This is a genomic window from Ruegeria sp. G2 (assembly GCF_056533505.1).
In genome coordinates this window covers 124,773-146,237 of sequence record NZ_JBQFON010000009.1, presented here as the reverse complement: position 1 = coordinate 146,237, position 21,465 = coordinate 124,773, and the positions used below count along the sequence as shown (strand labels likewise).

23 protein-coding genes are annotated in these 21,465 nt (G+C 55.9%); 8 read left to right on the top strand and 15 right to left on the bottom strand.

What is annotated here, in order from left to right:
• Window positions 1-46: 46 nt before the first annotated feature.
• From fdhF to ychF, 5 genes are all read right to left on the bottom strand, one after another.
• Window positions 47-2,833: a formate dehydrogenase subunit alpha gene (gene fdhF / locus ACR0DU_RS16625; RefSeq protein WP_480876054.1), complete on the bottom strand. Its 2,787-nt coding sequence runs from the start codon at window positions 2,831-2,833 to the stop codon at window positions 47-49.
• 14 nt (window positions 2,834-2,847) lie between these two features.
• Window positions 2,848-4,551: an NAD(P)H-dependent oxidoreductase subunit E gene (locus ACR0DU_RS16620; RefSeq protein WP_480876052.1), complete on the bottom strand. Its 1,704-nt coding sequence runs from the start codon at window positions 4,549-4,551 to the stop codon at window positions 2,848-2,850.
• Window positions 4,552-4,636: 85 nt separating this feature from the next.
• A complete protein-coding gene (locus ACR0DU_RS16615) occupies window positions 4,637-5,518 on the bottom strand; it encodes a LysR family transcriptional regulator (protein ID WP_010438067.1) in 882 nt (293 codons plus the stop codon).
• A gap of 187 nt (window positions 5,519-5,705) precedes the next feature.
• Window positions 5,706-6,473: an NYN domain-containing protein gene (locus ACR0DU_RS16610; RefSeq protein ID WP_010438065.1), complete on the bottom strand. Its 768-nt coding sequence runs from the start codon at window positions 6,471-6,473 to the stop codon at window positions 5,706-5,708.
• 113 nt (window positions 6,474-6,586) lie between these two features.
• Entirely contained in the window at window positions 6,587-7,684 is a 1,098-nt protein-coding gene (gene ychF, locus ACR0DU_RS16605; RefSeq protein WP_480876049.1) for a redox-regulated ATPase YchF, read from the bottom strand.
• A gap of 201 nt (window positions 7,685-7,885) precedes the next feature.
• Here ychF and ACR0DU_RS16600 point away from each other — a divergent pair, with 201 nt between their 5' ends.
• Together ACR0DU_RS16600 and trpA are read left to right on the top strand one after the other, a co-directional pair.
• On the top strand, window positions 7,886-8,371 hold the full coding sequence (locus tag ACR0DU_RS16600; protein ID WP_010438061.1) for an acyloxyacyl hydrolase: 486 nt from the start codon (window positions 7,886-7,888) through the stop codon (window positions 8,369-8,371).
• A gap of 79 nt (window positions 8,372-8,450) precedes the next feature.
• A complete protein-coding gene (gene trpA / locus ACR0DU_RS16595; protein WP_480876047.1) occupies window positions 8,451-9,242 on the top strand; it encodes a tryptophan synthase subunit alpha in 792 nt (263 codons plus the stop codon).
• 42 nt (window positions 9,243-9,284) lie between these two features.
• Here trpA and ACR0DU_RS16590 read toward each other — a convergent pair whose 3' ends face one another.
• A complete protein-coding gene (locus tag ACR0DU_RS16590) occupies window positions 9,285-9,407 on the bottom strand; it encodes a hypothetical protein (RefSeq protein WP_480876045.1) in 123 nt (40 codons plus the stop codon).
• On the opposite strand from ACR0DU_RS16590, the gene ACR0DU_RS16585 reads away from it, so the two are divergent.
• From ACR0DU_RS16585 to ACR0DU_RS16565, 5 genes are all read left to right on the top strand, one after another.
• Entirely contained in the window at window positions 9,406-10,572 is a 1,167-nt protein-coding gene (locus tag ACR0DU_RS16585) for an alpha-hydroxy acid oxidase (RefSeq protein ID WP_480876043.1), read from the top strand. The two genes, ACR0DU_RS16590 and ACR0DU_RS16585, sit on opposite strands and share 2 nt — an antisense overlap.
• Window positions 10,573-10,825: 253 nt before the next feature.
• Window positions 10,826-11,485 (top strand): 50S ribosomal protein L25/general stress protein Ctc, encoded by a 660-nt coding sequence (locus tag ACR0DU_RS16580; protein ID WP_010438055.1) that lies wholly within the window; start codon window positions 10,826-10,828, stop codon window positions 11,483-11,485.
• A 129-nt stretch (window positions 11,486-11,614) separates the two neighbouring features.
• A complete protein-coding gene (pth, locus tag ACR0DU_RS16575) occupies window positions 11,615-12,298 on the top strand; it encodes an aminoacyl-tRNA hydrolase (RefSeq protein WP_480876041.1) in 684 nt (227 codons plus the stop codon).
• Between the two features lie 72 nt (window positions 12,299-12,370).
• Window positions 12,371-13,534 (top strand): serine hydrolase domain-containing protein, encoded by a 1,164-nt coding sequence (locus ACR0DU_RS16570; protein ID WP_480876039.1) that lies wholly within the window; start codon window positions 12,371-12,373, stop codon window positions 13,532-13,534.
• A 9-nt stretch (window positions 13,535-13,543) separates the two neighbouring features.
• Window positions 13,544-13,924 carry a DUF2237 family protein gene (locus ACR0DU_RS16565; protein WP_319545210.1) on the top strand — a complete coding sequence of 127 codons (381 nt, stop codon included), beginning with the start codon at window positions 13,544-13,546 and terminating at the stop codon, window positions 13,922-13,924.
• Here ACR0DU_RS16565 and ACR0DU_RS16560 read toward each other — a convergent pair.
• The 9 genes from ACR0DU_RS16560 to ACR0DU_RS16520 form a co-directional block, all read right to left on the bottom strand.
• Window positions 13,921-14,553, bottom strand: a complete 633-nt coding sequence (locus tag ACR0DU_RS16560; RefSeq protein WP_480876037.1) for a class I SAM-dependent methyltransferase — start codon at window positions 14,551-14,553, stop codon at window positions 13,921-13,923. The two genes, ACR0DU_RS16565 and ACR0DU_RS16560, sit on opposite strands and share 4 nt — an antisense overlap.
• Window positions 14,554-14,604: 51 nt before the next feature.
• Window positions 14,605-15,852, bottom strand: a complete 1,248-nt coding sequence (gene trpB, locus ACR0DU_RS16555) for a tryptophan synthase subunit beta (protein ID WP_170781522.1) — start codon at window positions 15,850-15,852, stop codon at window positions 14,605-14,607.
• Between the two features lie 68 nt (window positions 15,853-15,920).
• Window positions 15,921-16,256, bottom strand: a complete 336-nt coding sequence (locus tag ACR0DU_RS16550; RefSeq protein ID WP_480876035.1) for a hypothetical protein — start codon at window positions 16,254-16,256, stop codon at window positions 15,921-15,923.
• Between the two features lie 46 nt (window positions 16,257-16,302).
• A complete protein-coding gene (locus ACR0DU_RS16545; protein WP_170545612.1) occupies window positions 16,303-16,947 on the bottom strand; it encodes a phosphoribosylanthranilate isomerase in 645 nt (214 codons plus the stop codon).
• Between the two features lie 8 nt (window positions 16,948-16,955).
• Window positions 16,956-17,306, bottom strand: coding sequence for a LapA family protein (locus ACR0DU_RS16540; RefSeq protein ID WP_170545869.1), 351 nt, complete (start codon window positions 17,304-17,306; stop codon window positions 16,956-16,958).
• Window positions 17,307-17,312: 6 nt separating this feature from the next.
• Window positions 17,313-17,597 (bottom strand): integration host factor subunit beta, encoded by a 285-nt coding sequence (ihfB, locus tag ACR0DU_RS16535; protein ID WP_008758048.1) that lies wholly within the window; start codon window positions 17,595-17,597, stop codon window positions 17,313-17,315.
• A 270-nt stretch (window positions 17,598-17,867) separates the two neighbouring features.
• The gene (gene rpsA / locus ACR0DU_RS16530) at window positions 17,868-19,544 is read right to left on the bottom strand and encodes a 30S ribosomal protein S1 (protein ID WP_010438032.1); all 1,677 of its coding nucleotides are present in this window, start codon (window positions 19,542-19,544) and stop codon (window positions 17,868-17,870) included.
• Window positions 19,545-19,781: 237 nt separating this feature from the next.
• The gene (locus ACR0DU_RS16525) at window positions 19,782-20,132 is read right to left on the bottom strand and encodes a DUF6525 family protein (RefSeq protein WP_319545214.1); all 351 of its coding nucleotides are present in this window, start codon (window positions 20,130-20,132) and stop codon (window positions 19,782-19,784) included.
• Window positions 20,133-20,219: 87 nt separating this feature from the next.
• Window positions 20,220-20,756: a hypothetical protein gene (locus tag ACR0DU_RS16520; protein WP_480876032.1), complete on the bottom strand. Its 537-nt coding sequence runs from the start codon at window positions 20,754-20,756 to the stop codon at window positions 20,220-20,222.
• Window positions 20,757-20,974: 218 nt separating this feature from the next.
• On the opposite strand from ACR0DU_RS16520, the gene ACR0DU_RS16515 reads away from it, so the two are divergent.
• The gene (locus ACR0DU_RS16515; RefSeq protein ID WP_170781528.1) at window positions 20,975-21,451 is read left to right on the top strand and encodes a YHS domain-containing (seleno)protein; all 477 of its coding nucleotides are present in this window, start codon (window positions 20,975-20,977) and stop codon (window positions 21,449-21,451) included.
• Window positions 21,452-21,465: the final 14 nt, after the last annotated feature.

Here is a 21,465-nt window from a genome sequence, read left to right as displayed (position 1 = left end):
AAAGGGCGACCTCAAATGAGCCGCCCTTTCTAAGAGTACGTGAAGTTTATTCCGCCGCGATGGCGTCTTCGATCTTTTCGACACGAATGGCCGAAAATTTAAACTCGGGGATCTTGCCGTATGGGTCGATGGCCGAGTTGGTCAGGATATTCGCCGCCGCCTCGACATAGGCGAATGGTATAAACACCATATCCTCGGCAATCGCTCGGTCGGCTCGCACCATGATTTCAATCGAACCGCGGCGAGTAGTCAGACGGATCATCTCGCCCGGCTCAATCCCCATCAGTTTCAACGTACGCGGGTTCATCGAGCAGTTCGCTTCAGGTTCTACGGCGTCCAAAACAGTGGCCCGGCGGGTCATCGACCCGGTGTGCCAGTGTTCCAACTGCCGGCCCGTGGTGGCGATCATCGGGTACTCGTCATCCGGCGCCTCATCCGGCGGAATGACGCTGGCCGGGGTGAACCGGGCCCGACCATCTGCGCGCGGGAACCCGTCGCCGAACACGATGGCCTGTCCCGGATCGGTTTCGCTGAGCGAGGGATAGGTGATGGTCTCGGTCTCCAACCTTTCCCAAGTGATATTGTCGAGCGAGGCCATGGTCAGCTTCATCTCGGCAAAGACCTGGGACACATCCGTGTACTCCCAGTTCAGACCTATGCGCTGCGCAAGCTCGACAGTGATTTTCCAATCCTCGCGCGCCTCACCCGGAGGCGTCACAGCAGGACGCACACGTTGTACCTGACGGTTGGTGTTGGACACGGTGCCGTTCTTCTCATAGAGCGCCGAGGCGGGCAGGATGATGTCGGCATAGTTCGCCGTTTCGGTCAGGAAGATATCCTGCACGATCATCAGCTCCAGCTTGGCCAGAGCATCACGCGCGTGGCCTACATCCGGGTCAGACATGGCAGGGTTTTCACCCTGAATGTACATACCTTTGATGTTGCCCGCATAGGCCTGATCGATGATCTCGGTTACCGTCAGGCCCTTCTCGTTCGAGAAGTCGCGTTCATCGTTCCAAACATTGTTGAACTTGGCCCGGATGCTGTCATCGGTGACTGACTGATAATCCGGCAGGAACATCGGGATCAGACCCGCATCTGAGGCGCCCTGAACGTTGTTCTGACCCCGCAACGGGTGAAGACCCGCGCCCGGCTTGCCAACGTTACCGGTCATCAAGGCCAGCGAGATCAGGCAGCGCGAATTATCGGTTCCGTGGATGTGCTGGCTGACGCCCATACCCCAGAAGATCAGACCGGCCTTGGCTTGTGCAAAGGTGCGCGCCACTCGGCGCAGTTGATCCGGTTCAATACCACAGATCGGCGACATCGCCTCGGGCGTGAACTGGCGCAGATGCTCTTTCTCGGCTTCCCAGTTCTCAGTCCAGCGGTGGATATACTGGCTGTCGTATAGTTCCTCTTCCACAATCACATTCATGATCGCGTTGAGCATCGAGACATCCGCTCCCGGACGGAATTGCAGCATTTCATCGGCAAATTTGCGCATGCCGACGCCGCGTGGGTCCATCACGATCAACTTGCCGCCGCGTTTGGTGAACTGCTTGAAATAAGTCGCGGCTACGGGGTGGTTCTCGATCGGGTTGGCCCCGATGATGATCGCCACATCCGCGTTTTCGATCTCGTTGAAGGTCGCAGTAACGGCGCCGGAGCCGACGTTTTCGATCAGGGCCGCAACCGACGACGCATGGCACAGGCGGGTGCAGTGGTCGACATTGTTGTGGCGGAAGCCCTGACGGATGAACTTCTGGAACAGATACGCCTCTTCATTGGTGCACTTGGCCGAACCAAAGCCCGCAACGCTGCGCGGGTCTTCCTCGCGCAGGACTTTCAACTTGGTGGCGGCCAGATCCATCGCCTCTTCCCAAGTCGCTTCGCGGAAATGAGTTGATAGGTTGCCGGGATCGACATTCAGGCCCTTCTCAGGCGCATCTTCACGACGGATCAGCGGCTTGGTCAGGCGATGCGGATGGTGGATGTAGTCGAAACCAAAGCGGCCTTTGACGCACAGACGGCCTTCGTTTGCGGGACCGTTGATGCCCTCGACATATTTGACCTTGCCGTCTTTGACCTTCAGCGAGACCTTACAGCCGACGCCGCAGAACGGGCAGACGCTTTCGGTTTCACTGTCGTAATCCTTGCTGTCACCCTGCTGGTTCTCATCCAGTATAGTGGCGGGCATCAAGGCACCGGTCGGGCAGGCCTGCACGCATTCACCACAAGCCACACAGGTCGAAGCACCCATCGGGTCGTTCTGGTCGAACACCACCTGCGCTGTGTGGCCACGTCCGGCCATACCAATCACGTCGTTGACCTGCACGTCGCGGCAGGCTCGGACGCAGAGGTTGCAGTTGATGCAAGCGTCCAGATTGACGCGCATCGCAACGTGGCTGTCATCCAACAGCGGGATTTTCTCGGCCTCTTTCGCCGGGAAACGGCTGTCGCTGACATGGTTCAGCTTGGCCATATCCCAGAAGTGGCTGGAGGTGTCGTGTGCTTCCTCAGGCTGATCCGCGACCAACAGTTCCATGACCATGGCGCGCGATTTCTCGGCCCGATCACTGTCGGTCTTCACGACCATACCCTCCGCCGCCGGGCGGATGCAGGAGGCGACCAGCGTGCGCTCGCCTTCCACCTCGACCATACAGGCGCGGCAATTGCCGTCGGGTTTGTAGCCCGGCTGTGGCTTGTGGCACAGGTGCGGGATAGTGAACCCCTGCCCCTTGGCGGCTTCCCAGATGGTCCAGCCTTCGGGTACGGTGACATCTTCGCCGTTCAGGTTGAAGGTGACGGTTTTGTTCGGGCTTGCATCAAGCATGGCTCTGTCTCCCCTCAGATTTCGTCAGCGAAGTGTTTCATGACAAGGCGGATCGGGTTCGGGGCCGCCTGCCCCAGACCGCAGATCGAGGCATCGCCCATCACCTGACACAGATCCTCGAGCAAGTCCTGATCCCACTTGTCGGCCTGCATCAGTTTGACCGCCTTTTCGCAACCCGCCCGGCAGGGCGTGCACTGGCCGCAGCTTTCGTCTTCGAAGAAGCGCAACATGTTCAGCGCCGCATCGCGCGCGGTGTCCTGATCGGACAGAACCACCACAGCGGCAGAGCCAATAAATGTGCCGTGCGGTTGCAGCGTGTCGAAGTCCAATGGGATATCGTCCATCGACGCGGGCAACAGGCCCGAGGAGGGACCACCCGGCTGATAGGCTTTGAAGGTCTGCCCTTCGGCCATACCACCGGCAGCTTCGATCACATCCAAAATGGTCGAGCCAGCAGGCAGAAGGTAAACACCCGGCTTCGCGACCCGCCCCGAGACCGAATAGCTACGCAAACCCTTGCGACCATTCTTTTCGGTGCTGTTCAGGCATTCCGGCCCCTCGCGGCAAACTTTGGTCACCCAATAGAGGGTCTCGACATTGTGCACCAAGGTCGGGCGGTTAAAGACCCCAACCTGCGCCACGAACGGAGGACGGTGACGCGGAAGGCCCTTTTTGCCCTCAATCGACTCGATCATCGCGGATTCTTCACCGCAGATATAGGCACCGGCACCCCGGCGCAGGTCGATATAGCCCGGCTCGACAATGCCCGCGGCTTCCAGCGCGGCGATCTCGCGGCGCAGGATTTCCAAAACTGCAGGGTATTCGTCACGCATGTAGATAAAGCACGTCTCGGCCTCGACCGCCCACGCGGCGATCAGCATACCCTCAAGGAAGACATGCGGCGTGCGCTCAAGATAATAGCGGTCCTTGAATGTGCCCGGCTCACCTTCGTCCCCGTTCACGGCCAGATAGCGCGGGCCTTCGTTCATGCGAACAAAGCCCCATTTCTTGCCTGACGGGAAGCCAGCGCCGCCCAGACCGCGCAGGCCCGAGGACAATACGTCTTCCTGTACCTTTTCCCAGTCGCCACCGTCGCGCAGCTCTTTCAGCTTAGCGTAACCGCCATTCGCCTCGTAGGTCGCGTAGGCTTCATAGTCAGGCAGATGCGCGTGGGTGTCATCGGCAGCAATCGCAGCCTGCACTTTTTCGGGGGTCGCATGGTCGATGTGGTTGTGACCGATCTCAAGCACCGGAGCGGTATCACAGCGGCCCATGCAGGGCGCGCGAACGACACGCACTTGTGAAGCGTCCAAACCGTCTTCCAGCGCCATTTGCAGCTGTTGGGCACCTGCCATCTCGCAGGACAGGGAATCACAGACACGGATCGTCAAAGCGGGCGGAGGGGTTTCACCCTCTTTCACCACATCGAAATGGGCATAAAAGGTCGCCGTTTCGTAGATCTCGGCTTGTCCGATCCGCATTTCAACGGCCAGAGCCGCAATGTGATCGGCGCTGATATGGCCGTGTTCGTCCTGAATCAAATGCAGGAATTCGATCAGCAGGTCGCGGCGACGCGGGCGGTCGCCCAGCAGACGCGCGATTTCAGCCTGCGCCTCATCCGTGAACTGACGGCCTTTGGGCGTGTGCCGCCCTTTGCCTTTACCTGACTTCCAGACGCCTTTGGGTGCGCCTGATGGCTTGGTATCTAATGGTGCCATGATGCCCTCCGATTAAGGCTCCGTGTCTCATCAGACTAGCATATCGTCAAATCGCATATCTCAATCGTACGATAACGACAGATTATCACCGTAATGACGCCACCACATCACGTAATGCGCCGACCGTGGGCAATTCCGGGTCGCGAGTCAGGGTCGCCAGACAAATCGGCTTGCTGACCACCGGGTCGACCAAAGGCAGCACTTTGGTATCTTTCAAATCCCCCAGCGCCCGCACCAGCACGCGCGGGATCACAGTGGCCGCGAGCCCCTCGCGCGCCATGACCATCGAGGCGGTGAACCCACTGGTCTCGGCCACAATATCCGGGTGCAAGCCCTGTTCGGCAAATATCCGGTCCAGAATTCGCCGGTTTTGCATCTGAGGCTCCAACAGGCTGAGCGGGAACTCGGCCACGCGCGCCCATGGGATCGGGCCCGTCTCATCGGTCATATGCGAAGGAACCAACAGGACGTAGGTTTCTTCGTACAGCGGCTGCACCTGCCGCAAGTCGGTGCCGATGCTGTCGCCATAGGTAATACCCGCGTCCAGACTGCCTTCGTCCAACCGGTGTTGGATCGCGGTCGCGGACATGGTCTCGATCCGGGTCACGATACGCGGGTGGGCGTCGCGCAACCGCTTGGTCAGACGCCCGGTGAAGGCAATCGCTGTAGGGATCACACCCAAAATAAGCGTGCCGGTGATCTCACCCTTGGCAGCCAACACCTGCTGTTCCAAAGCCTTGGTGTCATCGAGAATGCGTCGCGCCCGCTGAACGATCATCTCGCCCTCTTCGGTCAAGCCCTGAAACCGATTGGCGCGCCGGACAATAGAGACACCCAATCGATCCTCGAGATTACGGATGCGCATTGAGAACGCAGGCTGGGAAATGCCACACTCCTCAGCCGCTTTGGCAAAATGGCGATGCCGCGCCAAAGCGCTGAGCAGTTGCAGGTCGCGGATTTCGATCATTTAGGTACATCCTACCCAAAAGGAGAACCGCAGACTATCGCGTTTTCTGAGCGAAGAAAGCCCGAGTTGAACAAACGCGGAAGGGCGAGCGGCTCCGGACTTACATCAGAACCCAAACCACAGAATGTGAAAACACAACGCGAGGGCAATACTTCAGCGTCTGCTGACGCCAAACGCTCAACTTTTGTCAGCCATGGAATTTGTGCTGAAGCAGCTTGATTTTACCGTCTGAAATCGCCACGCTTTTGCGCCAAAGGTTTTCGCTCATTACAGTCGGGTACTCGCTTGCATAGTCACGGTATTTATCGTTGGTTACGGCAAACGAAATTGGCAGGTACTTGAGACACTCAAGAATAAAAACATCCGCTTGAACGCCGCTGGGCACGACATAAATCTCGCTTACGTCGAGCCCAAAAATTTGTTGAAGCAACACCAACGAGTGTCGCTCTCTCCTTGGAATTGCCCCGTGTTCACTCAGTGTATGATAAATGTTTGCATCGAAGAAGCATATGACACGATACCCTTGCGAACGCAGTTGACGGACGATCTCACTCAGCGGTTGGGCATCTAAGCCATTGTCATGCCCGAAATGGTAAATATTACTTCCGTCAATAACGACCGTTTTCTCATCAAGTCTAAGACTACGCATAAAGCCAAGACGATCATTGGCTAACAAGAAGTGCTGTTTGCCAACGTTACTTTTGCGACCTGCGGTCAACCAGACAAAAACAAAGGCGCATAGCAAAATTAGGACCGGGTCTATTTTGATATCTGACCATTCCAAGAGCAAACCCAAAGCCAGAGCAAATGTACAAACCAACAAACCAAAGCCTATGAGCTTTTTCAGAATACGCGATACACGTGTGAGACTGCCGAGGCCGTGTTCTGCGGCAGAGCTTTTTGAGGAGAGCACCTCACCTAATGTGTTGGATTTAGAAGCAAAATTGCCTCTCATTTGAATACCTTTAGGACAAAATATTTACTAAGATAATCTGAGGAAGCCCGTAAGGGCCTTTAAAGGACTTGACCTGTTTTTAATTCAATTCTTACGACCTCGCCGTCGAATGTTCACGTATTAAACAAAAAATGCATCACATCACCATCCTTGACGATGTACCCCTTGCCCTCTGCCCGCATCTTACCTGCCTCTTTGGCACCCTGCTCACCATTCGCGGCGATGTAGTCATCATAGGCGATGGTCTCGGCGCGGATGAAGCCTTTCTCGAAATCGCCGTGGATCACGCCAGCCGCCTGTGGTGCGGCGGTGCCGGTGCGGATGGTCCAGGCGCGGGCCTCTTTCGGGCCGACGGTGAAATAGGTTTCCAGCTTGAGCAGATCGTAACCAGCGCGGATCAGGCGGTCGAGGCCGGGTTCTTCCAGCCCCATTTCCTCAAGGAACATCTGCGCTTCCTCGTCTTCCAGCAGGCTGATCTCTTCTTCGATCTTAGCACTGATGATGACATGAGCATTGCCCTGCGCAGCTGCCATCTCGGCAACCTTGGCGGAATATTCATTGCCCTCAGCGGCTTCTTCCTCGGACACGTTGCAGACATAGAGCACCGGTTTGGTGGTCAGCAGCTGCAGCATCTTCCAGGCTTTGGCGTCTTCGTCCGAGACCTCGACCAGGCGCGCGGGCTTGCCGCTTTCCAGCATCTCCTGCGCTTCGGACAGCAGGCGGTCCTGCTGCTGCGCCTCTTTGTCGTTGCCCTTCAGCTTGCGCACCAGATTGGTGCGGCGCTTTTCGATGCTTTCCAGATCGGCCAGCATAAGCTCGGTTTCGATCGTGTCCGCATCCGCCACGGGATCGACACGACCATCCACATGGGTCACATCACCATCCTCAAAACAGCGCAGAACATGAGCAATCGCATCGGTCTCACGGATATTTGCCAGGAATTGGTTGCCAAGTCCTTCGCCCTTTGATGCGCCTTTTACCAGACCGGCGATATCTACAAAGGTCATGCGCGTTGGAATGATCTGTTTAGAACTGGCGATCGCCGCCAATTTATCCAGGCGATCATCAGGAACAGCAACATCACCCACGTTGGGTTCGATGGTACAGAATGGGAAATTCGCCGCCTGGGCTGCCGCAGTTTTTGTCAGCGCATTGAAGAGGGTCGACTTGCCCACATTCGGCAAACCCACGATTCCCATTTTAAAGCCCATAACGGCCTCCTGATACCATTCGAGCGCCGCTTCTAGGCAGGTCTAGCGCAATGCGCAAGGCGTAGCACTCCCTCCCACCCCCGAGTCTGATCGGCCACATCACGAAATTGGCATGACATTGTGTTCTTGCCCTCATTGAATTCATGCACATACAGTCCCCAATAAAACTAATACCAACGAACGACGGACATAGTAGGTACGATGAAACCCCTTGTTATTCTGGCCTTCGCGCTGGCGGCGGCGACTTCTGCGCAGGCACAATCCATCATTTTCGGCGCTGGCTACGCAGATTACTCCCACAGCGACGGAGACGATCAGGCCATTTTTTCGCTTGAGTATCAGCATCGCCCGTTTCACGAGGCAACTCGGTTCAGCGCAACATGGGGTGGAGCTCTCTCGGTTGATACAGACGGAGACACGCATATTGGTGCCGGATTAATCGGAGTATATAGCTTTGCCGACCGATGGTTTATCGAAGGCAGCGTCATGCCCGGCTACTATAGCGAAGGAAGCGATCAGAATGATTTGGGAGGCAGTTTTCAGATTCGCAGCCTGTTGGGTCTTGGTTATACGCTTGAAAGTGGGAACAAACTGTCGGTTGCCATCACGCACAAATCCAATGCTAGTACGCAGGGCGATAACCCCGGTGTGAACTCACTACTGCTGCGGTATCATTACTCGTTCTGATCTCTAGTCCACCAAGCGGGATTGATTTTCAGCGAAAGTTTCTGCACATCAGGTCCAAACCCGAGTGCAAGGACTTCCGATGACCCGTATCGACGCCAAATTCGCCGCTCTGAAAGAACAGGGCAAAAAGGCATTTGTAGCTTATGTCATGGCCGGGGATCCCGACTATGAAACGTCGCTGGAGGTCGTAAAGGGTTTGCCCGGCGCAGGCGTCGACGTGATCGAACTGGGCTTGCCCTTTACCGACCCTATGGCGGATGGCCCCACTATCCAGGCCGCTGGTCAACGGGCGTTGGATGGCGGGATGACATTGCAACGCACGCTGGATTTAGCGCGCGCTTTCCGCGAAACCGATGATACCACGCCGATTGTGCTGATGGGATACTACAACCCGATCTACAGCCGTGGAGTCGATGTATTTCTGGCAGATGCCAAATCCGCCGGAATCGACGGGCTCATTGTCGTCGATCTGCCACCTGAAGAAGACGAAGAGCTTTGCCTGCCAGCACAGGCTGCCGGGTTGAACTTTATCAGGCTGGCAACACCGACAACCGACGATAACCGCCTACCTCGCGTGCTGCAGAACACGTCTGGCTTTGTTTATTACGTGTCGATTACCGGCATCACCGGCGCCGCTGAGGCGCAGGCGACCGATGTCGGACCCGAGGTTGCACGGATCAAAGCCGCAACCGATTTACCGGTCATTGTCGGGTTTGGGATCAATACGCCAGAGAAGTCACGCAACATTGCCAGCGTGTCAGATGGCGCCGTTGTCGGGTCCGCGATTGTCAGCCAAATCGGGTCTGGAAAATCAGTGTCCGAGGTGTTGGACTTCGTCAAATCACTTGCTGACGGCGCGCACACCGCCTGATAACTCATTATATCTCAAATCGGTATCCACCGCAGCTGGCGTTCAGCTTGCTGCGGTATTTTTCGTTACAAAACCACGTGGCAACCAACCGCAGTTGATCGCCATTGCAGAGCGATAGAAAAATTGGTAAAGAAACTTAACCAATCCTGCGGAAGGCAGATCCATGCCGACAATTACCAATATCGAAGATCTCAAACGGATCTATGAACGCCGGGTGCCCCGCATGTTTTTTGATTATGCGGAAAGCGGCAGCTGGACGGAACAAACATTCCGCGAGAACACCTCGGATTTCGAAGACATCCGTCTGCGTCAGCGGGTGGCCGTAGACATGACCGGACGCTCGACCGCGTCGCAGATGATCGGACAGGATGTGTCGATGCCGGTGGCACTGGCTCCGGTAGGTCTCACAGGCATGCAACATGCAGATGGTGAGATCAAAGCGGCCAAAGCTGCCGAGGCCTTTGGCGTGCCCTTCACCCTTTCGACGATGTCAATCAACTCGATCGAAGATGTTGCTGAAAACACGACTGCTCCGTTCTGGTTCCAACTCTATACAATGAAGGATCAGGACTACGTCGGGCGACTGATCCAGCGCGCGAAGGATGCGAAATGCTCAGCCTTGGTCATCACGCTCGACCTGCAAATCCTCGGTCAACGACACAAGGACTTGAAGAATGGCCTGTCTGCACCGCCAAAACTGACACCAAAAACCATTGCTAACCTGATGACAAAATGGGCCTGGGGTATCGAAATGCTGGGTGCCAAACGTCGGGAGTTCGGCAATATCGTCGGCCATGTCGACAGCATCACCGATACCCGCTCACTGGGAACATGGACTGCTGAACAGTTCGATCCCAGCCTCGACTGGGACAAGGTTGAGAAGCTGATGGAACAGTGGGGCGGCAAAGTAATCCTCAAGGGTATATTGGACGCCGAAGACGCAAAGATGGCCGCCAAGCTGGGTGCGGACGCCATCGTCGTATCAAATCACGGCGGGCGACAGCTGGACGGTGCGCTTAGTTCAATCCGGGTTCTGCCCGAGATCATGGATGCCGTTGGCAATGATGTCGAAGTGCATCTGGATAGCGGCATTCGTTCGGGGCAAGACGTACTAAAGGCTCTGGCGCTTGGGGCCAAAGGAACCTTCATAGGCCGCGCCTTTGTTTATGGGCTGGGTGCGATGGGTCAGAAAGGTGTGACGACGGCTTTGGAGGTAATCCAGAAAGAGCTCGATACAACGATGGCACTTTGCGGTGAGCGCAACGTGGCTGATCTGGGGCGCCACAATCTTCTGGTCCCGGAAGACTTCGGCGGCCGCTGGCAGGCCTGATCCTCGAATAACCAAAAAAAGGGGGCGCTGCCCCCGCCGCCTTTGGGCGCCTCCCCCGAGATATTTGCAGCCCAATGAAGAAGTGGATCCCATCTTCATCTGGCCCTAAATATCCCTGAGCGCGAGGCAGAGCCTCGCAAAATTCCTCAGGCCACAAAAAGCCCTTTCCAAACCAATTGAATCAAGCTAAGGACGCGGCTTCACGCGGGCATACAGCCTTGGAGGATGCCCGCCCTAACATTGGAGAATTATCATGGCTGGAGAGATTCCTGATCTCGTAGCTCTGGAACGGACGGGGACAGGCAAGGGCGCCGCTCGTCAAGCACGCCGCGACGGCATGGTTCCGGGCATTGTGTTTGGTGGCGACAAAGACCCGCTGCCGATCCAAATCCCGTTCAACGTCCTGTTCAAGCGCCTGAAAGCGGGCCGGTTCAAGTCGACCCTGTGGAACCTGAAGGTTGAAGGCCACGAAGACGTTCGCGTCATCTGCCGTGACGTTCAGCGTGACGTTGTCAAAGACTTGCCGACCCACCTGGACCTGATGCGCCTGCGTCGGACCACAAAGATCGCACTGTTTATTCCTGTCGAATTCGTCAACGAAGAAGCAGCCCCCGGCATCAAGAAAGGCGGCGTTCTGACCGTTGTGCGTCCGGAAGTTGAACTGTTGTGCACCGCGGGTGACATTCCTGAGAAGATCACCGTTGATCTGACAGGCATGGAGATCAACGACGTTGTCACCATTTCCTCGGTTGATCTGCCTGCTGGCACCAAACCAACCATCGATCGTGACTTCGTGATCGCCAACGTTTCGGCACCCACCGGTCTGTCGACAAGCGACGATGAAGAGGGTGAAGAGGGCGAAGTTGCAGCTGATGAAGTTGAAGTCATCGGCCAGGACGAAGCTGAAGAATAGGTTCGGATCATATCCGAATAGTGTAACGGGGCTCGTTTGTAGCCCCGTTTTTTATGCAGATGTTGGGCTGGAAACGAGACGGTAAGATGTGGCATCAACCGCTGAGATTACGCTGTTAAGGACGATGCGATGAAACTGTTTGTCGGCTTAGGAAATCCCGGGCAGAAATACGCCCGTAACCGGCACAATATCGGGTTTATGGCATTGGAGCGGATCGCCGAAGACCATGGCTTTGGCCCGTGGAAATCTAAGTTTCAGGCTGAGATCACCGAAGGTCGCCTGGGCGGGCAGAAAGTGCTGCTGGTCAAACCTCAGACATTTATGAACCGTTCGGGCCAGTCCGTGGGCGAGGCAATGCGGTTCTACAAACTCGATTCGACCGACGTGACCGTCTTCCATGATGAGCTTGATTTGGCCCCAGGCAAGGTACGTGTGAAAGCTGGCGGTGGACATGCGGGACACAACGGGTTGCGGTCGATCCACGAACATATCAGCCCGGCCTATGATCGCGTGCGGCTAGGCATTGGGCATCCGGGCCGTAAGGAAATGGTCTCACCCTATGTTCTGAGTGATTTTGCCAAAGCCGATGCAGACTGGCTGGATAGCGTCCTGCGCGGGGTTTCGGATGGTGCGCATTATCTTGCCGATGACGAAAGCGGCAAGTTCATGAATGCTGTAGCTTTGCGAACCGCTCCGCCAAGATCGTCGAAGCAGTCTGGCAAACCTGAAAGCCCCCCCCAAAAGAGCGTCGAGGCCGTATCTGTGCCAGATGTGCGTTCGGCCATGCAGAAGCTGCTGGACAAATTCAGGTAATGCTTCCGCAACGTAGCAATTGCGTAATGGAACTGACCGGGGTCCACTGTTAGGTGTAATGGGAGACTTCGGATGAGATCTGCTTTTAAGTGGCTGCTACGTCTTGTGTTGGCTCTGGCGTTAGCGGCGTTGGTGGTCGGCTTTTGGAAACGCGAAGAGATTCAACGCCTGATGGCCGTGAACTCTTTGTTTTCAGAAGAAAAGATCGTGCATAATTTTTCGCACATGGACGAGGCGTTTCTGACCACCGATTTGCCACGCGGTGACGGCCCGACCTGGGAACTGCCTTATGGCCCCGGTTTCGATCTGCCCGATGGAACTGACCAGTGGATCGAAGATCGCGCGGTAACTTCTTTGCTTGTGATGCAAGACGGAGCGATCCGGTTTGAGGAATATTATCTGGGCACCGGACCCGATGACCGGAGAATTTCGTGGTCAGTTGCAAAAAGCTATTTGTCGGCCCTGTTTGGTATTCTGATGGCAGAGGGTGCTATTTCATCGCTGGATGACCCGGTTGCACAATACGCCCCAGAGCTCAAGGGCAGCGCCTATGACACTGCGACGATCCGCAATGTCTTGAATATGGCCAGCGGTGTGACCTTCGACGAAGATTATCTGGATTACGACTCTGACATCAACCGAATGGGACGTGTGGTTGCCTTGGGTGGTGAGCTGGATGATTTTGCGGCCTCACTGCGGGACAGCTTCGTCGCGCCGGGCGAAACTTGGCAATATGTGTCCATAGACACTCATATAATCGGAATGGTTATCCGAGGTGCAACCGGACAGAACGTTGCGGATCTTTTGACCCAGAAGATCATTGAACACTTGGGGCTCGAGCGGGATGGATACTACATCACCGATGGTGCTGGCGTGGCTTTTGTACTTGGGGGACTCAATTTCACAACAAGGGATTTCGCGCGCTTTGGACAGCTGATCCTACAAAACGGTGCACGCGATGGACAACAGGTGGTGCCGGCCGATTGGATCAGTGCCTCGACTTGGCCAAGCGCACCGACTGAACCCGGAAAGATCGGATATGGGTATCAATGGTGGATTCCGACTGGAGCGCACGAAGGTGAGTTCATGGCGCGCGGCATCTATGGCCAGTATATCTATTTCGACCAGCCACGCGGGGTCTTGATCGTGACAACTGGCGCTGACCGAAAGTTCCGCGATCCCGGCGTCAACGAGCTGAATGTCGAAATGTTCCGCAAAATTGCTCAAAGCCTGTAAGATGCAGCCATGCAAAAGCTAGACAGCATCAATGTTCTGGGAGGCGTACTCGCCCCTTGCTCTCGCGATCCTCTGACCGGGTTCTTTCGCGACGGCGTGTGCAACACCTGCCCGGAAGACCAGGGCAGCCACACGGTGTGCGCAGTAATGACCGCTGAGTTTTTAGCGTACTCGAAATATGTCGGGAATGACTTGAGCACGCCTCGACCTGAATTCGATTTCCCAGGTCTCAAACCCGGCGATAGCTGGTGCCTATGTGCGTCGCGCTTCTTGCAAGCCTATGACGAGGGCTGTGCACCCCTGGTCCATCTTGAAGCCACCCATCAGAGAGCGTTGGATATCGTTCCCCTGCATATCCTGCGGGCGCAGCGTTCCGAAGACGAGACCTAGATCGCGATAGCCCGATATCCACGTGACGTGCGCGATGGAGGCCCGGTCGGAAAGCTGTGTTCAGCTTGCAGATCCCATCCTGAGAGGGACAACATTTCCACCACCGTCTCTGGCCTGTAGGTCCGGTGCCGCCACTGAAACCAGATGATCGCATTGCACCAATGCGGTTTGCTCACGACCAGCCAGAGCGTCGCCCCTGGTTCGGCAAGATCGCGCATTTGGCGCAGAGCCTCAGTAGGGTCGGCGCAATGTTCCAGAACATGCGCGGCCAGTAGGCAGTCAAATCGGGCCTCCGGTTGAAAATTGTCCAATCGGGATTGAATGAGCGTCGCATCGAATCCGCGGCGCTGCAAAGCTGAATGCGCCAAGTGCAGCATCCGGGCAGAAGGCTCGAGCAGCGCGATGTTACCTTCGGGCCGGATGACAGTGCGTGCTTCGGCGAAAGCACCCGTCCCACACCCGATATCCAGCGCATTACGCCCCAAGTCTGCAAGCGGATCTGACGACAGAAATCCTAGGTAGGCATCAAAATAACCTAACAGCCGCATCTTATCCGCCCAGCCGGGAGCTGCTTGATCGTATTTTTGGTCAAGCCGATCAAGTTTAGCCTTTGAGGATGCGCTGCTCATGATTAGCAAACTGGCACAGTTCCTCAAAGGCGCAAAGCCTGTTTTGGGTGATCAGTCTGCTGTACGGCCTTCGGTGTCGGACATGTCGAAGTTCAGGTATTTCGCAACCGTCTGCACATCCTTGTCGCCGCGTCCGCACATGTTCATGCAGATCAGGTGATCTTTGGGCAAATCTGGTGCGATCTTCATCACATGCGCCAGCGCATGACTGGGCTCAAGCGCCGGGATGATGCCCTCGGTCGCACAGCACAGCTGAAACGCCTCCAGTGCCTCTTTGTCGGTGATTGAGACATAGCTGGCACGGCCGATATCGTTCAGCCAGGAATGCTCAGGCCCGATCCCCGGATAATCCAGACCCGCCGAGATGGAATAGCCTTCGAGTATTTGCCCGTCATCATCCTGTAGCAGATAGGTGCGGTTGCCATGCAGCACGCCCGGACGACCACCAGTGAGCGAGGCGCAATGCTCCATCTTTTCATTCACGCCCTTGCCGCCTGCTTCGACGCCGATGATGTTGACCTCTTTGTCATCAAGGAACGGATAGAACAGGCCCATCGCGTTCGAACCACCGCCGATGGCGGCGATGATCGTGTCGGGTAGACGACCTTCGGCGTTGTGCATCTGCTCTTTGGCTTCCTTACCGATGATCGACTGGAAATCGCGTACCATCGCCGGGTACGGGTGCGGACCAGCCACTGTGCCGATGCAATAGAACGTGTCGCGTACATTGGTCACCCAGTCGCGCAGCGCGTCGTTCATCGCGTCTTTCAGCGTACCCCGACCGCTTGTCACCGGAATCACCTCAGCTCCGAGCAGGCGCATACGGAATACATTCGGGGCCTGACGCTGTACGTCATGCGCGCCCATATAGACGATGCATTTCAGGCCGAACTTGGCGCAGACGGTAGCGGTGGCTACGCCGTGCTGCCCTGCCCCGGTTTCCGCGATGATCCGGGTCTTACCCATGCGACGCGCGAGAATGATCTGGCCCAGCACGTTATTAATCTTATGCGCACCAGTGTGGTTCAGTTCATCGCGCTTCAGATAGATTTTGGCCCCGCCCAGATGCTCGGTCAGGCGTTCCGCGTAATATAGCGGCGAGGGGCGGCCCACATAGTTGGCCCACAGATCATCCATCTCGGCCCAGAAAGTAGGGTCATCCTTGGCTTTGTTATATTCCTCTTCCAGCGACAGGATCAGCGGCATCAGCGTTTCGCTGACGAACCGTCCACCGAAGATGCCGAAACGGCCCTGCTCATCTGGGCCGGACATGAAGGAATTAAAAAGATCGTTGGCCATGGGTGTCTCCACTCGTCGTACGCGACTTTCATAGGTGGTAGCGGCAGGATTTGCCATGGCAAAACGCATCATCGTTGGTCCTGAACCCGCTGCGCCCAAACCCTTAAAGCCTGATCCCTGTTAGGGACTGCAATACAAGGAAAATGATGGAACTCATTGACTGTGGCCAGTCGCGACGCCGCCTCTACCACACGGCGATGTGGGCCGGATTGGGCAAATGTCAACATGGCCTCCACGTCTTCCCAAACACTGAGCGAGAAATAAAGCCCTTGATGCGCGAAGACATCCGCTTGCAAACACAAAGGATCGCCGCGCGCCTGAAGCAACGCCTGACGCGCCCGCCAGAATAGCTCCGGCCCGTAGTACCATCGTCTTAACGAAACACCGCCAATTGCCGCAAGCATTGTCGTCTCCCCTTTTCCGGAGATACGCAGCAGACAATTGTTCAGATCACCGTGTGGCGTCGATAAATGCGCTGATCAAGGCCTCATCCTTGATACCCGGAGCACTTTCAACGCCCGAAGCTACGTCCACTTGCCGGGCTCCCGTGGTACGAATGGCCTCCGCCACGTTGTCGGGAGTTAAACCACCCGCCAGCATCCACGGCTTGCGCCAATACTTCCGCCCGGCCATAAGACGCCAATCGAATGCCAAGCCGTTACCGCCCGGTAGAACAGCATTTTTTGGTGGTTTGGCATCGATCAAAATCTGGTCAGCGACGTCGCTAAAGGCATCAATCGCATCCAAGTCTTCGGCATCGGCCACTCCAATGACCTTCATCACTGGCAACCCATAGCGTGATTTGATTTCCGAGACCCGTTCGATGCTTTCGCCACCGTGCAACTGCAACATATCGAACGGTGCGGTTTCGGTAATCTGATCCAAAACCTCGTTCGACTCATTCACAACCAAAGCCACCTTAGCGACCCCAACAGGCACAGATTGCATCAACTCTGCCGCTTGCACAGCGGATACGTAACGCGGCGATTTAGGAAAGAAATTGAAGCCAAGATACCGTGCACCTGCTTCAACTGCCGCACGCACATGATCAGGCGCTGTCAGACCGCATATTTTGACACTGATTTCACCGGACATGGTCGGCCTCAGCTTGCCTCATCCAGCAGAGCGAGCACATCATCCTGCCCATCGTTCTGCTTTTTCTTGAGCTTCTTGACCTCGCGCTCAAGCTTGCGCACTTCGCTTTTCTTCACAGTGGCGTCTTTACGGTGCTTGTGCTCACGCAGCCACTCCCAAAGGAAGCCGATGACCAGACCGGCCACAACGCCACCAAGGACAACCAAAAACAAAGGGAGCGAGGTTGAAAAGTTGAACCCAAGCAACTCTGCCAGTGCATCCGGCATCAGCTTCAATTCAACCAGCTCACGATTGGCCAGAGAGATTGAAACCAATATGATACCTAAGGCAGCCAGAAAAGCATAACGAATGTAGCGCATCATGACTTATGCTTTACCGTTCAACCGATCCCTTAGCAACTTGCCGGTCTTGAAAAACGGAACACATTTTTCTTCAACTTGTACGGTTTCTCCAGTACGGGGATTCCGTCCGACACGTGCATCGCGTTTTTTCACGGAGAAAGCGCCAAATCCACGCAGCTCAACGCGATCACCGCGCGACATTGCATCGGTCACTTCTTCAAAAACCGTATTTACAATCCGTTCGACGTCGCGCTGATAAAGATGCGGGTTTTCGTCGGCGATTTTTTGAATCAGTTCTGAACGGATCATGCGTAATACCCTCCCAGGCGTCCGGTATGTCTGGTCTACTGATTTGACAGTATAGGAAAAAACCCGGTTTGGGGGAACGCATACTCTGCATCGATTGGACTTATTTTGCCACATTCTAACGCGAATATTAGCGCACAAGCTCGTTTTCTACACCTATTGAGCGAACATGACGGGAAAAAACCCGGATAATTGGAACATATTGATTCGCAACAAAAACGGCCCCGCGCATGCGCACGGGGCCGAAATTCTTGGTTAGGCTTTCGCCCTGAATCAGTCGCCGGACTTCAGCGCTGCACCCAGGATATCGCCCAGCGATGCGCCAGAGTCGGAAGAACCGTACTGTTCCACGGCCTCTTTCTCTTCGGCGATTTCGCGTGCCTTGATCGACAGGCCCAGACGGCGGGTCTTGCTGTCGACGTTGGTGACGCGGACGTCGACCTTGTCACCGACCGAGAAACGCTCGGGGCGCTGTTCGGCGCGGTCACGGCTCAGGTCTGAACGACGGATGAAGGATTTCATGCCTTCGTACTCGACCTCGATGCCGCCATCCTCGATTGCGGTCACTTCGACGGTTACGATCGAGCCACGCTTCACGCCGCCCACGGCTTCGGCGAACTTGTCACCGCCCAGGGCTTTGATCGACAGCGAGATACGCTCTTTTTCGACGTCAACTTCCGAGACAACGGCCGAAACCATGTCGCCTTTGCGGTAGTTCTGGATCGCATCCTCGCCACGCTCGTCCCAGGACAGGTCCGACAGGTGAACCATGCCGTCGATGTCGCCTTCGAGGCCAATGAACAGACCGAATTCGGTGATGTTCTTGACTTCGCCTTCGACCTCGGTGCCCTCGGGGTGAGTTTCTGCAAACACTTCCCATGGGTTGCGCTGAGTCTGCTTCAGGCCCAGAGACACGCGACGCTTGGCGCCATCGATTTCCAGAACCATGACGTCAACTTCCTGGCTGGTCGAAACGATCTTGCCGGGGTGGACGTTTTTCTTGGTCCAGGACATCTCGGACACGTGCACCAGACCTTCGACACCAGCTTCCAGTTCGACGAACGCGCCGTAGTCGGTGATGTTGGTGACGCGACCCTGATGGACCGAGCCCAGCGGGTACTTGGCAGCAACCAGATCCCACGGATCTTCCTGCAGCTGCTTCATGCCCAGGCTGATGCGGTGGGTCTCTTTGTTGATCTTGATGACCTGAACCTTGATGGTTTCGCCGATCGTCAGGATCTCGGACGGGTGGTTCACACGACGCCATGCCATGTCGGTGACGTGCAGCAGGCCGTCAACGCCGCCCAGGTCAACAAATGCACCGTATTCGGTGATGTTCTTGACGACACCCTCGACGGTCTGACCTTCGGACAGGTTGCCGATAACTTCGGCACGCTGTTCGGCACGCGATTCTTCCAGGATTGCGCGGCGCGACACAACGATGTTGCCACGGCGGCGGTCCATTTTCAGAATCTGGAACGGCTGCTTCAGACCCATCAGCGGGCCAGCGTCGCGCACGGGGCGAACGTCAACCTGCGAGCCGGGCAGGAACGCAACTGCGCCACCCAGATCGACGGTGAAGCCACCTTTGACGCGACCAAAGATTGCACCTTCGACGCGCTGGTCGTCGGCATATGCTTTTTCCAGACGGTCCCATGCCTCTTCACGGCGGGCCATCTCGCGCGAGATGACGGCTTCGCCACGGGCGTTTTCTGCGGCGCGCAGGTAAACTTCTACCTCGTCGCCTACAGCGATTTCGGGGGCTTCGCCGGGATTTGCGAATTCTTTCAGATCAACGCGGCCTTCCATTTTGTAGCCTACGTCGATGATGGCTTGACCGGCTTCGATCGCCAGAACCTTGCCTTTGACAACAGAACCCTCTTCGGGCGTGTCCATTTCGAAGCTTTCATTCAGGAGGGCTTCGAATTCCTCCATGGATGCGTTAGCCATGTGGCGTTGTTTTCCTTTACAGTACGTTTTTGCTGGCCGAGCGGTTGTCTCCGCCGGTCTTGTTTCATGATGTCTTTAGGCGTGATCCGGTGCGGCCCTGAGCAAACAAACACAAAGGGCCGAGGTTACCCGGCCCTGCTCAGAAACGTCATCCGGACGTTGACCGCCCTTGTATCGACAGCGCGCGTATAGGCGGATTCCAATGCTTGCGCAAGTGCAAAGCCAACAAACGCTGGCTTATGCGGCGGGATCAGCGCTTGATTGCTTGCCCGGCGTGCCCCAGATCAACGCATCTTGCTGCAACATGGATCGCTCAATGGCGTCAAGCCGCAGAATAGCGGCCATGGGATTTGCCGAACCCCCAGCTTGGTCCCAGATTTTGAGAGCCGAGGCCGGACTCCATGGCAAACAGGCAGACGCCAGCCACTGCCTAAGGCCTTGCGGTAATGCGTCATAGGCCTGCATCGGCGAGCCCCGCCGCCTACGACGTTTGAGCTGAGTCCGCAAATTACGGCCTGAATTGCCTTTGATCGCCCTACCGGCGTTGGCAGGGATCACACCTCGTTTTACATCGTAACGCGCAGACACACAGAAACTCCATCTTCAAGCCTGTGTTACGATATCATATAACATAAACCTTTTAGCAAGACGTTCTTTGGGCCGTACAGTCGGAAATTAGATTTCCTCGCCCTTTTTTAACAGTTCCTTGAACAGCTCTTGCTGCAACTCACCGCTGTCGCCACCGCCAAACTGTGCCCCCCCACTGGAATAGAGGGTGCCATATGTTAGTGCGATGTTCACCGTTTGCGCGATGCCCGATATCAATTGATCCCTTTCCAACGACAAAAGCGGGTGCAAGAATACCGCCCAAACCCTACCGTTCGCGATCGCATATCGCGCATCCAATGCCGTATCGAAATTCGCCTGCATCATCCGTTGCATGTCGGCCTGACTCAGACCGTCTGCAGATCGGATCGGAACCATCACGCGCATACGATCCGCATTGGTATCTGTCACAACAAATACACGCGTCTCTGAGATCATCAGCTCAAAACCAGGCCCGTGGGGTTGCGCCTCGGGATCCAGTGCAAACAGGATTTTACCCAAACGTTCGTAGGTCATCGGGGGTTCTTTGATCGGGGACGGGGTTTCAGCTTCCTGAGCAGCAATGCCGGTGGCCGTTAACACCAGAAACAGAACTATTCGGATCATGTGGCCCCTCCCGTAGATATAGAAACGACCATAAGATGTTCAGTTCTGACGAACCAAACAAAGCTCTGTGAACACTTATCACACATCATGCATCGGTTAGGACGATCTGCAATACTTTGCGTTCTATCGGCGATTACGCGTCCGAAAAGCCTCTCCTATTTTCAGTCCATCGGCCGACGACCGCTGCGGCCAGGAACCAAATGGAAAGGAATAAACAAATGAAAACTCTTACCCTTACGGCCCTTGCGATGACACTTGCCCTTACTGCCCCTGCATTTGCTGCAGATGAAATAAACGTCTCAAAAGGTATCTCTGCTGCTGGCGCTCCATTGGCGGTACATGGTGTCGATCTGGTGGCCCTGGTGAATGACGGCAATCCAGTCGAGGGTTTTGCAACCCATACAGCGACCTATGACGGCGCGTCCTACTATTTCACCAGTGCTGCAAACCTTGAAGCGTTTGAGGCCAACCCAGCAGCATACTTGCCCCAACACGGCGGATATTGCTCATTCGGTGTTTCGGTCGGAAAGAAATTTGACGGCGACCCGGATCAATATCTGGTTGCCGACGGAAAGCTGTTCTTGTTCCTGAACGCAGACACCCGTGCATCTTTCCTGAAAGACGTCACCGGTACAGCAAAAACCGCCGATGATCAGTGGGCCAACATCAAAAGCATCGCTGTAGGCGAGCTGTAAGGAATTGGCCCTGC

Bases quoted from the DNA above. Each gene is read 5' to 3' on its own strand.
- ACR0DU_RS16580 (WP_010438055.1), top strand. From the start codon at position 10,826: ATGGCTGGAGAGATTCCTGATCTCGTAGCTCTGGAACGGACGGGGACA.
- ychF (WP_480876049.1), bottom strand. From the start codon at position 7,684: ATGGGCTTTAAAATGGGAATCGTGGGTTTGCCGAATGTGGGCAAGTCG.
- trpB (WP_170781522.1), bottom strand. From the start codon at position 15,852: ATGGCCAACGATCTTTTTAATTCCTTCATGTCCGGCCCAGATGAGCAG.
- ACR0DU_RS16570 (WP_480876039.1), top strand. From the start codon at position 12,371: ATGAGATCTGCTTTTAAGTGGCTGCTACGTCTTGTGTTGGCTCTGGCG.
- ACR0DU_RS16560 (WP_480876037.1), bottom strand. From the start codon at position 14,553: ATGAGCAGCGCATCCTCAAAGGCTAAACTTGATCGGCTTGACCAAAAA.
- ACR0DU_RS16520 (WP_480876032.1), bottom strand. From the start codon at position 20,756: ATGATCCGAATAGTTCTGTTTCTGGTGTTAACGGCCACCGGCATTGCT.
- ACR0DU_RS16600 (WP_010438061.1), top strand. From the start codon at position 7,886: ATGAAACCCCTTGTTATTCTGGCCTTCGCGCTGGCGGCGGCGACTTCT.
- ACR0DU_RS16550 (WP_480876035.1), bottom strand. From the start codon at position 16,256: ATGCTTGCGGCAATTGGCGGTGTTTCGTTAAGACGATGGTACTACGGG.
- ACR0DU_RS16515 (WP_170781528.1), top strand. From the start codon at position 20,975: ATGAAAACTCTTACCCTTACGGCCCTTGCGATGACACTTGCCCTTACT.
- fdhF (WP_480876054.1), bottom strand. From the start codon at position 2,833: ATGCTTGATGCAAGCCCGAACAAAACCGTCACCTTCAACCTGAACGGC.
- ACR0DU_RS16585 (WP_480876043.1), top strand. From the start codon at position 9,406: ATGCCGACAATTACCAATATCGAAGATCTCAAACGGATCTATGAACGC.
- ACR0DU_RS16610 (WP_010438065.1), bottom strand. From the start codon at position 6,473: ATGAGAGGCAATTTTGCTTCTAAATCCAACACATTAGGTGAGGTGCTC.
- trpA (WP_480876047.1), top strand. From the start codon at position 8,451: ATGACCCGTATCGACGCCAAATTCGCCGCTCTGAAAGAACAGGGCAAA.
- ACR0DU_RS16615 (WP_010438067.1), bottom strand. From the start codon at position 5,518: ATGATCGAAATCCGCGACCTGCAACTGCTCAGCGCTTTGGCGCGGCAT.
- ihfB (WP_008758048.1), bottom strand. From the start codon at position 17,597: ATGATCCGTTCAGAACTGATTCAAAAAATCGCCGACGAAAACCCGCAT.
- ACR0DU_RS16620 (WP_480876052.1), bottom strand. From the start codon at position 4,551: ATGGCACCATTAGATACCAAGCCATCAGGCGCACCCAAAGGCGTCTGG.
- rpsA (WP_010438032.1), bottom strand. From the start codon at position 19,544: ATGGCTAACGCATCCATGGAGGAATTCGAAGCCCTCCTGAATGAAAGC.
- ACR0DU_RS16590 (WP_480876045.1), bottom strand. From the start codon at position 9,407: ATGGATCTGCCTTCCGCAGGATTGGTTAAGTTTCTTTACCAATTTTTC.
- pth (WP_480876041.1), top strand. From the start codon at position 11,615: ATGAAACTGTTTGTCGGCTTAGGAAATCCCGGGCAGAAATACGCCCGT.
- ACR0DU_RS16565 (WP_319545210.1), top strand. From the start codon at position 13,544: ATGCAAAAGCTAGACAGCATCAATGTTCTGGGAGGCGTACTCGCCCCT.
- ACR0DU_RS16545 (WP_170545612.1), bottom strand. From the start codon at position 16,947: ATGTCCGGTGAAATCAGTGTCAAAATATGCGGTCTGACAGCGCCTGAT.
- ACR0DU_RS16540 (WP_170545869.1), bottom strand. From the start codon at position 17,306: ATGCGCTACATTCGTTATGCTTTTCTGGCTGCCTTAGGTATCATATTG.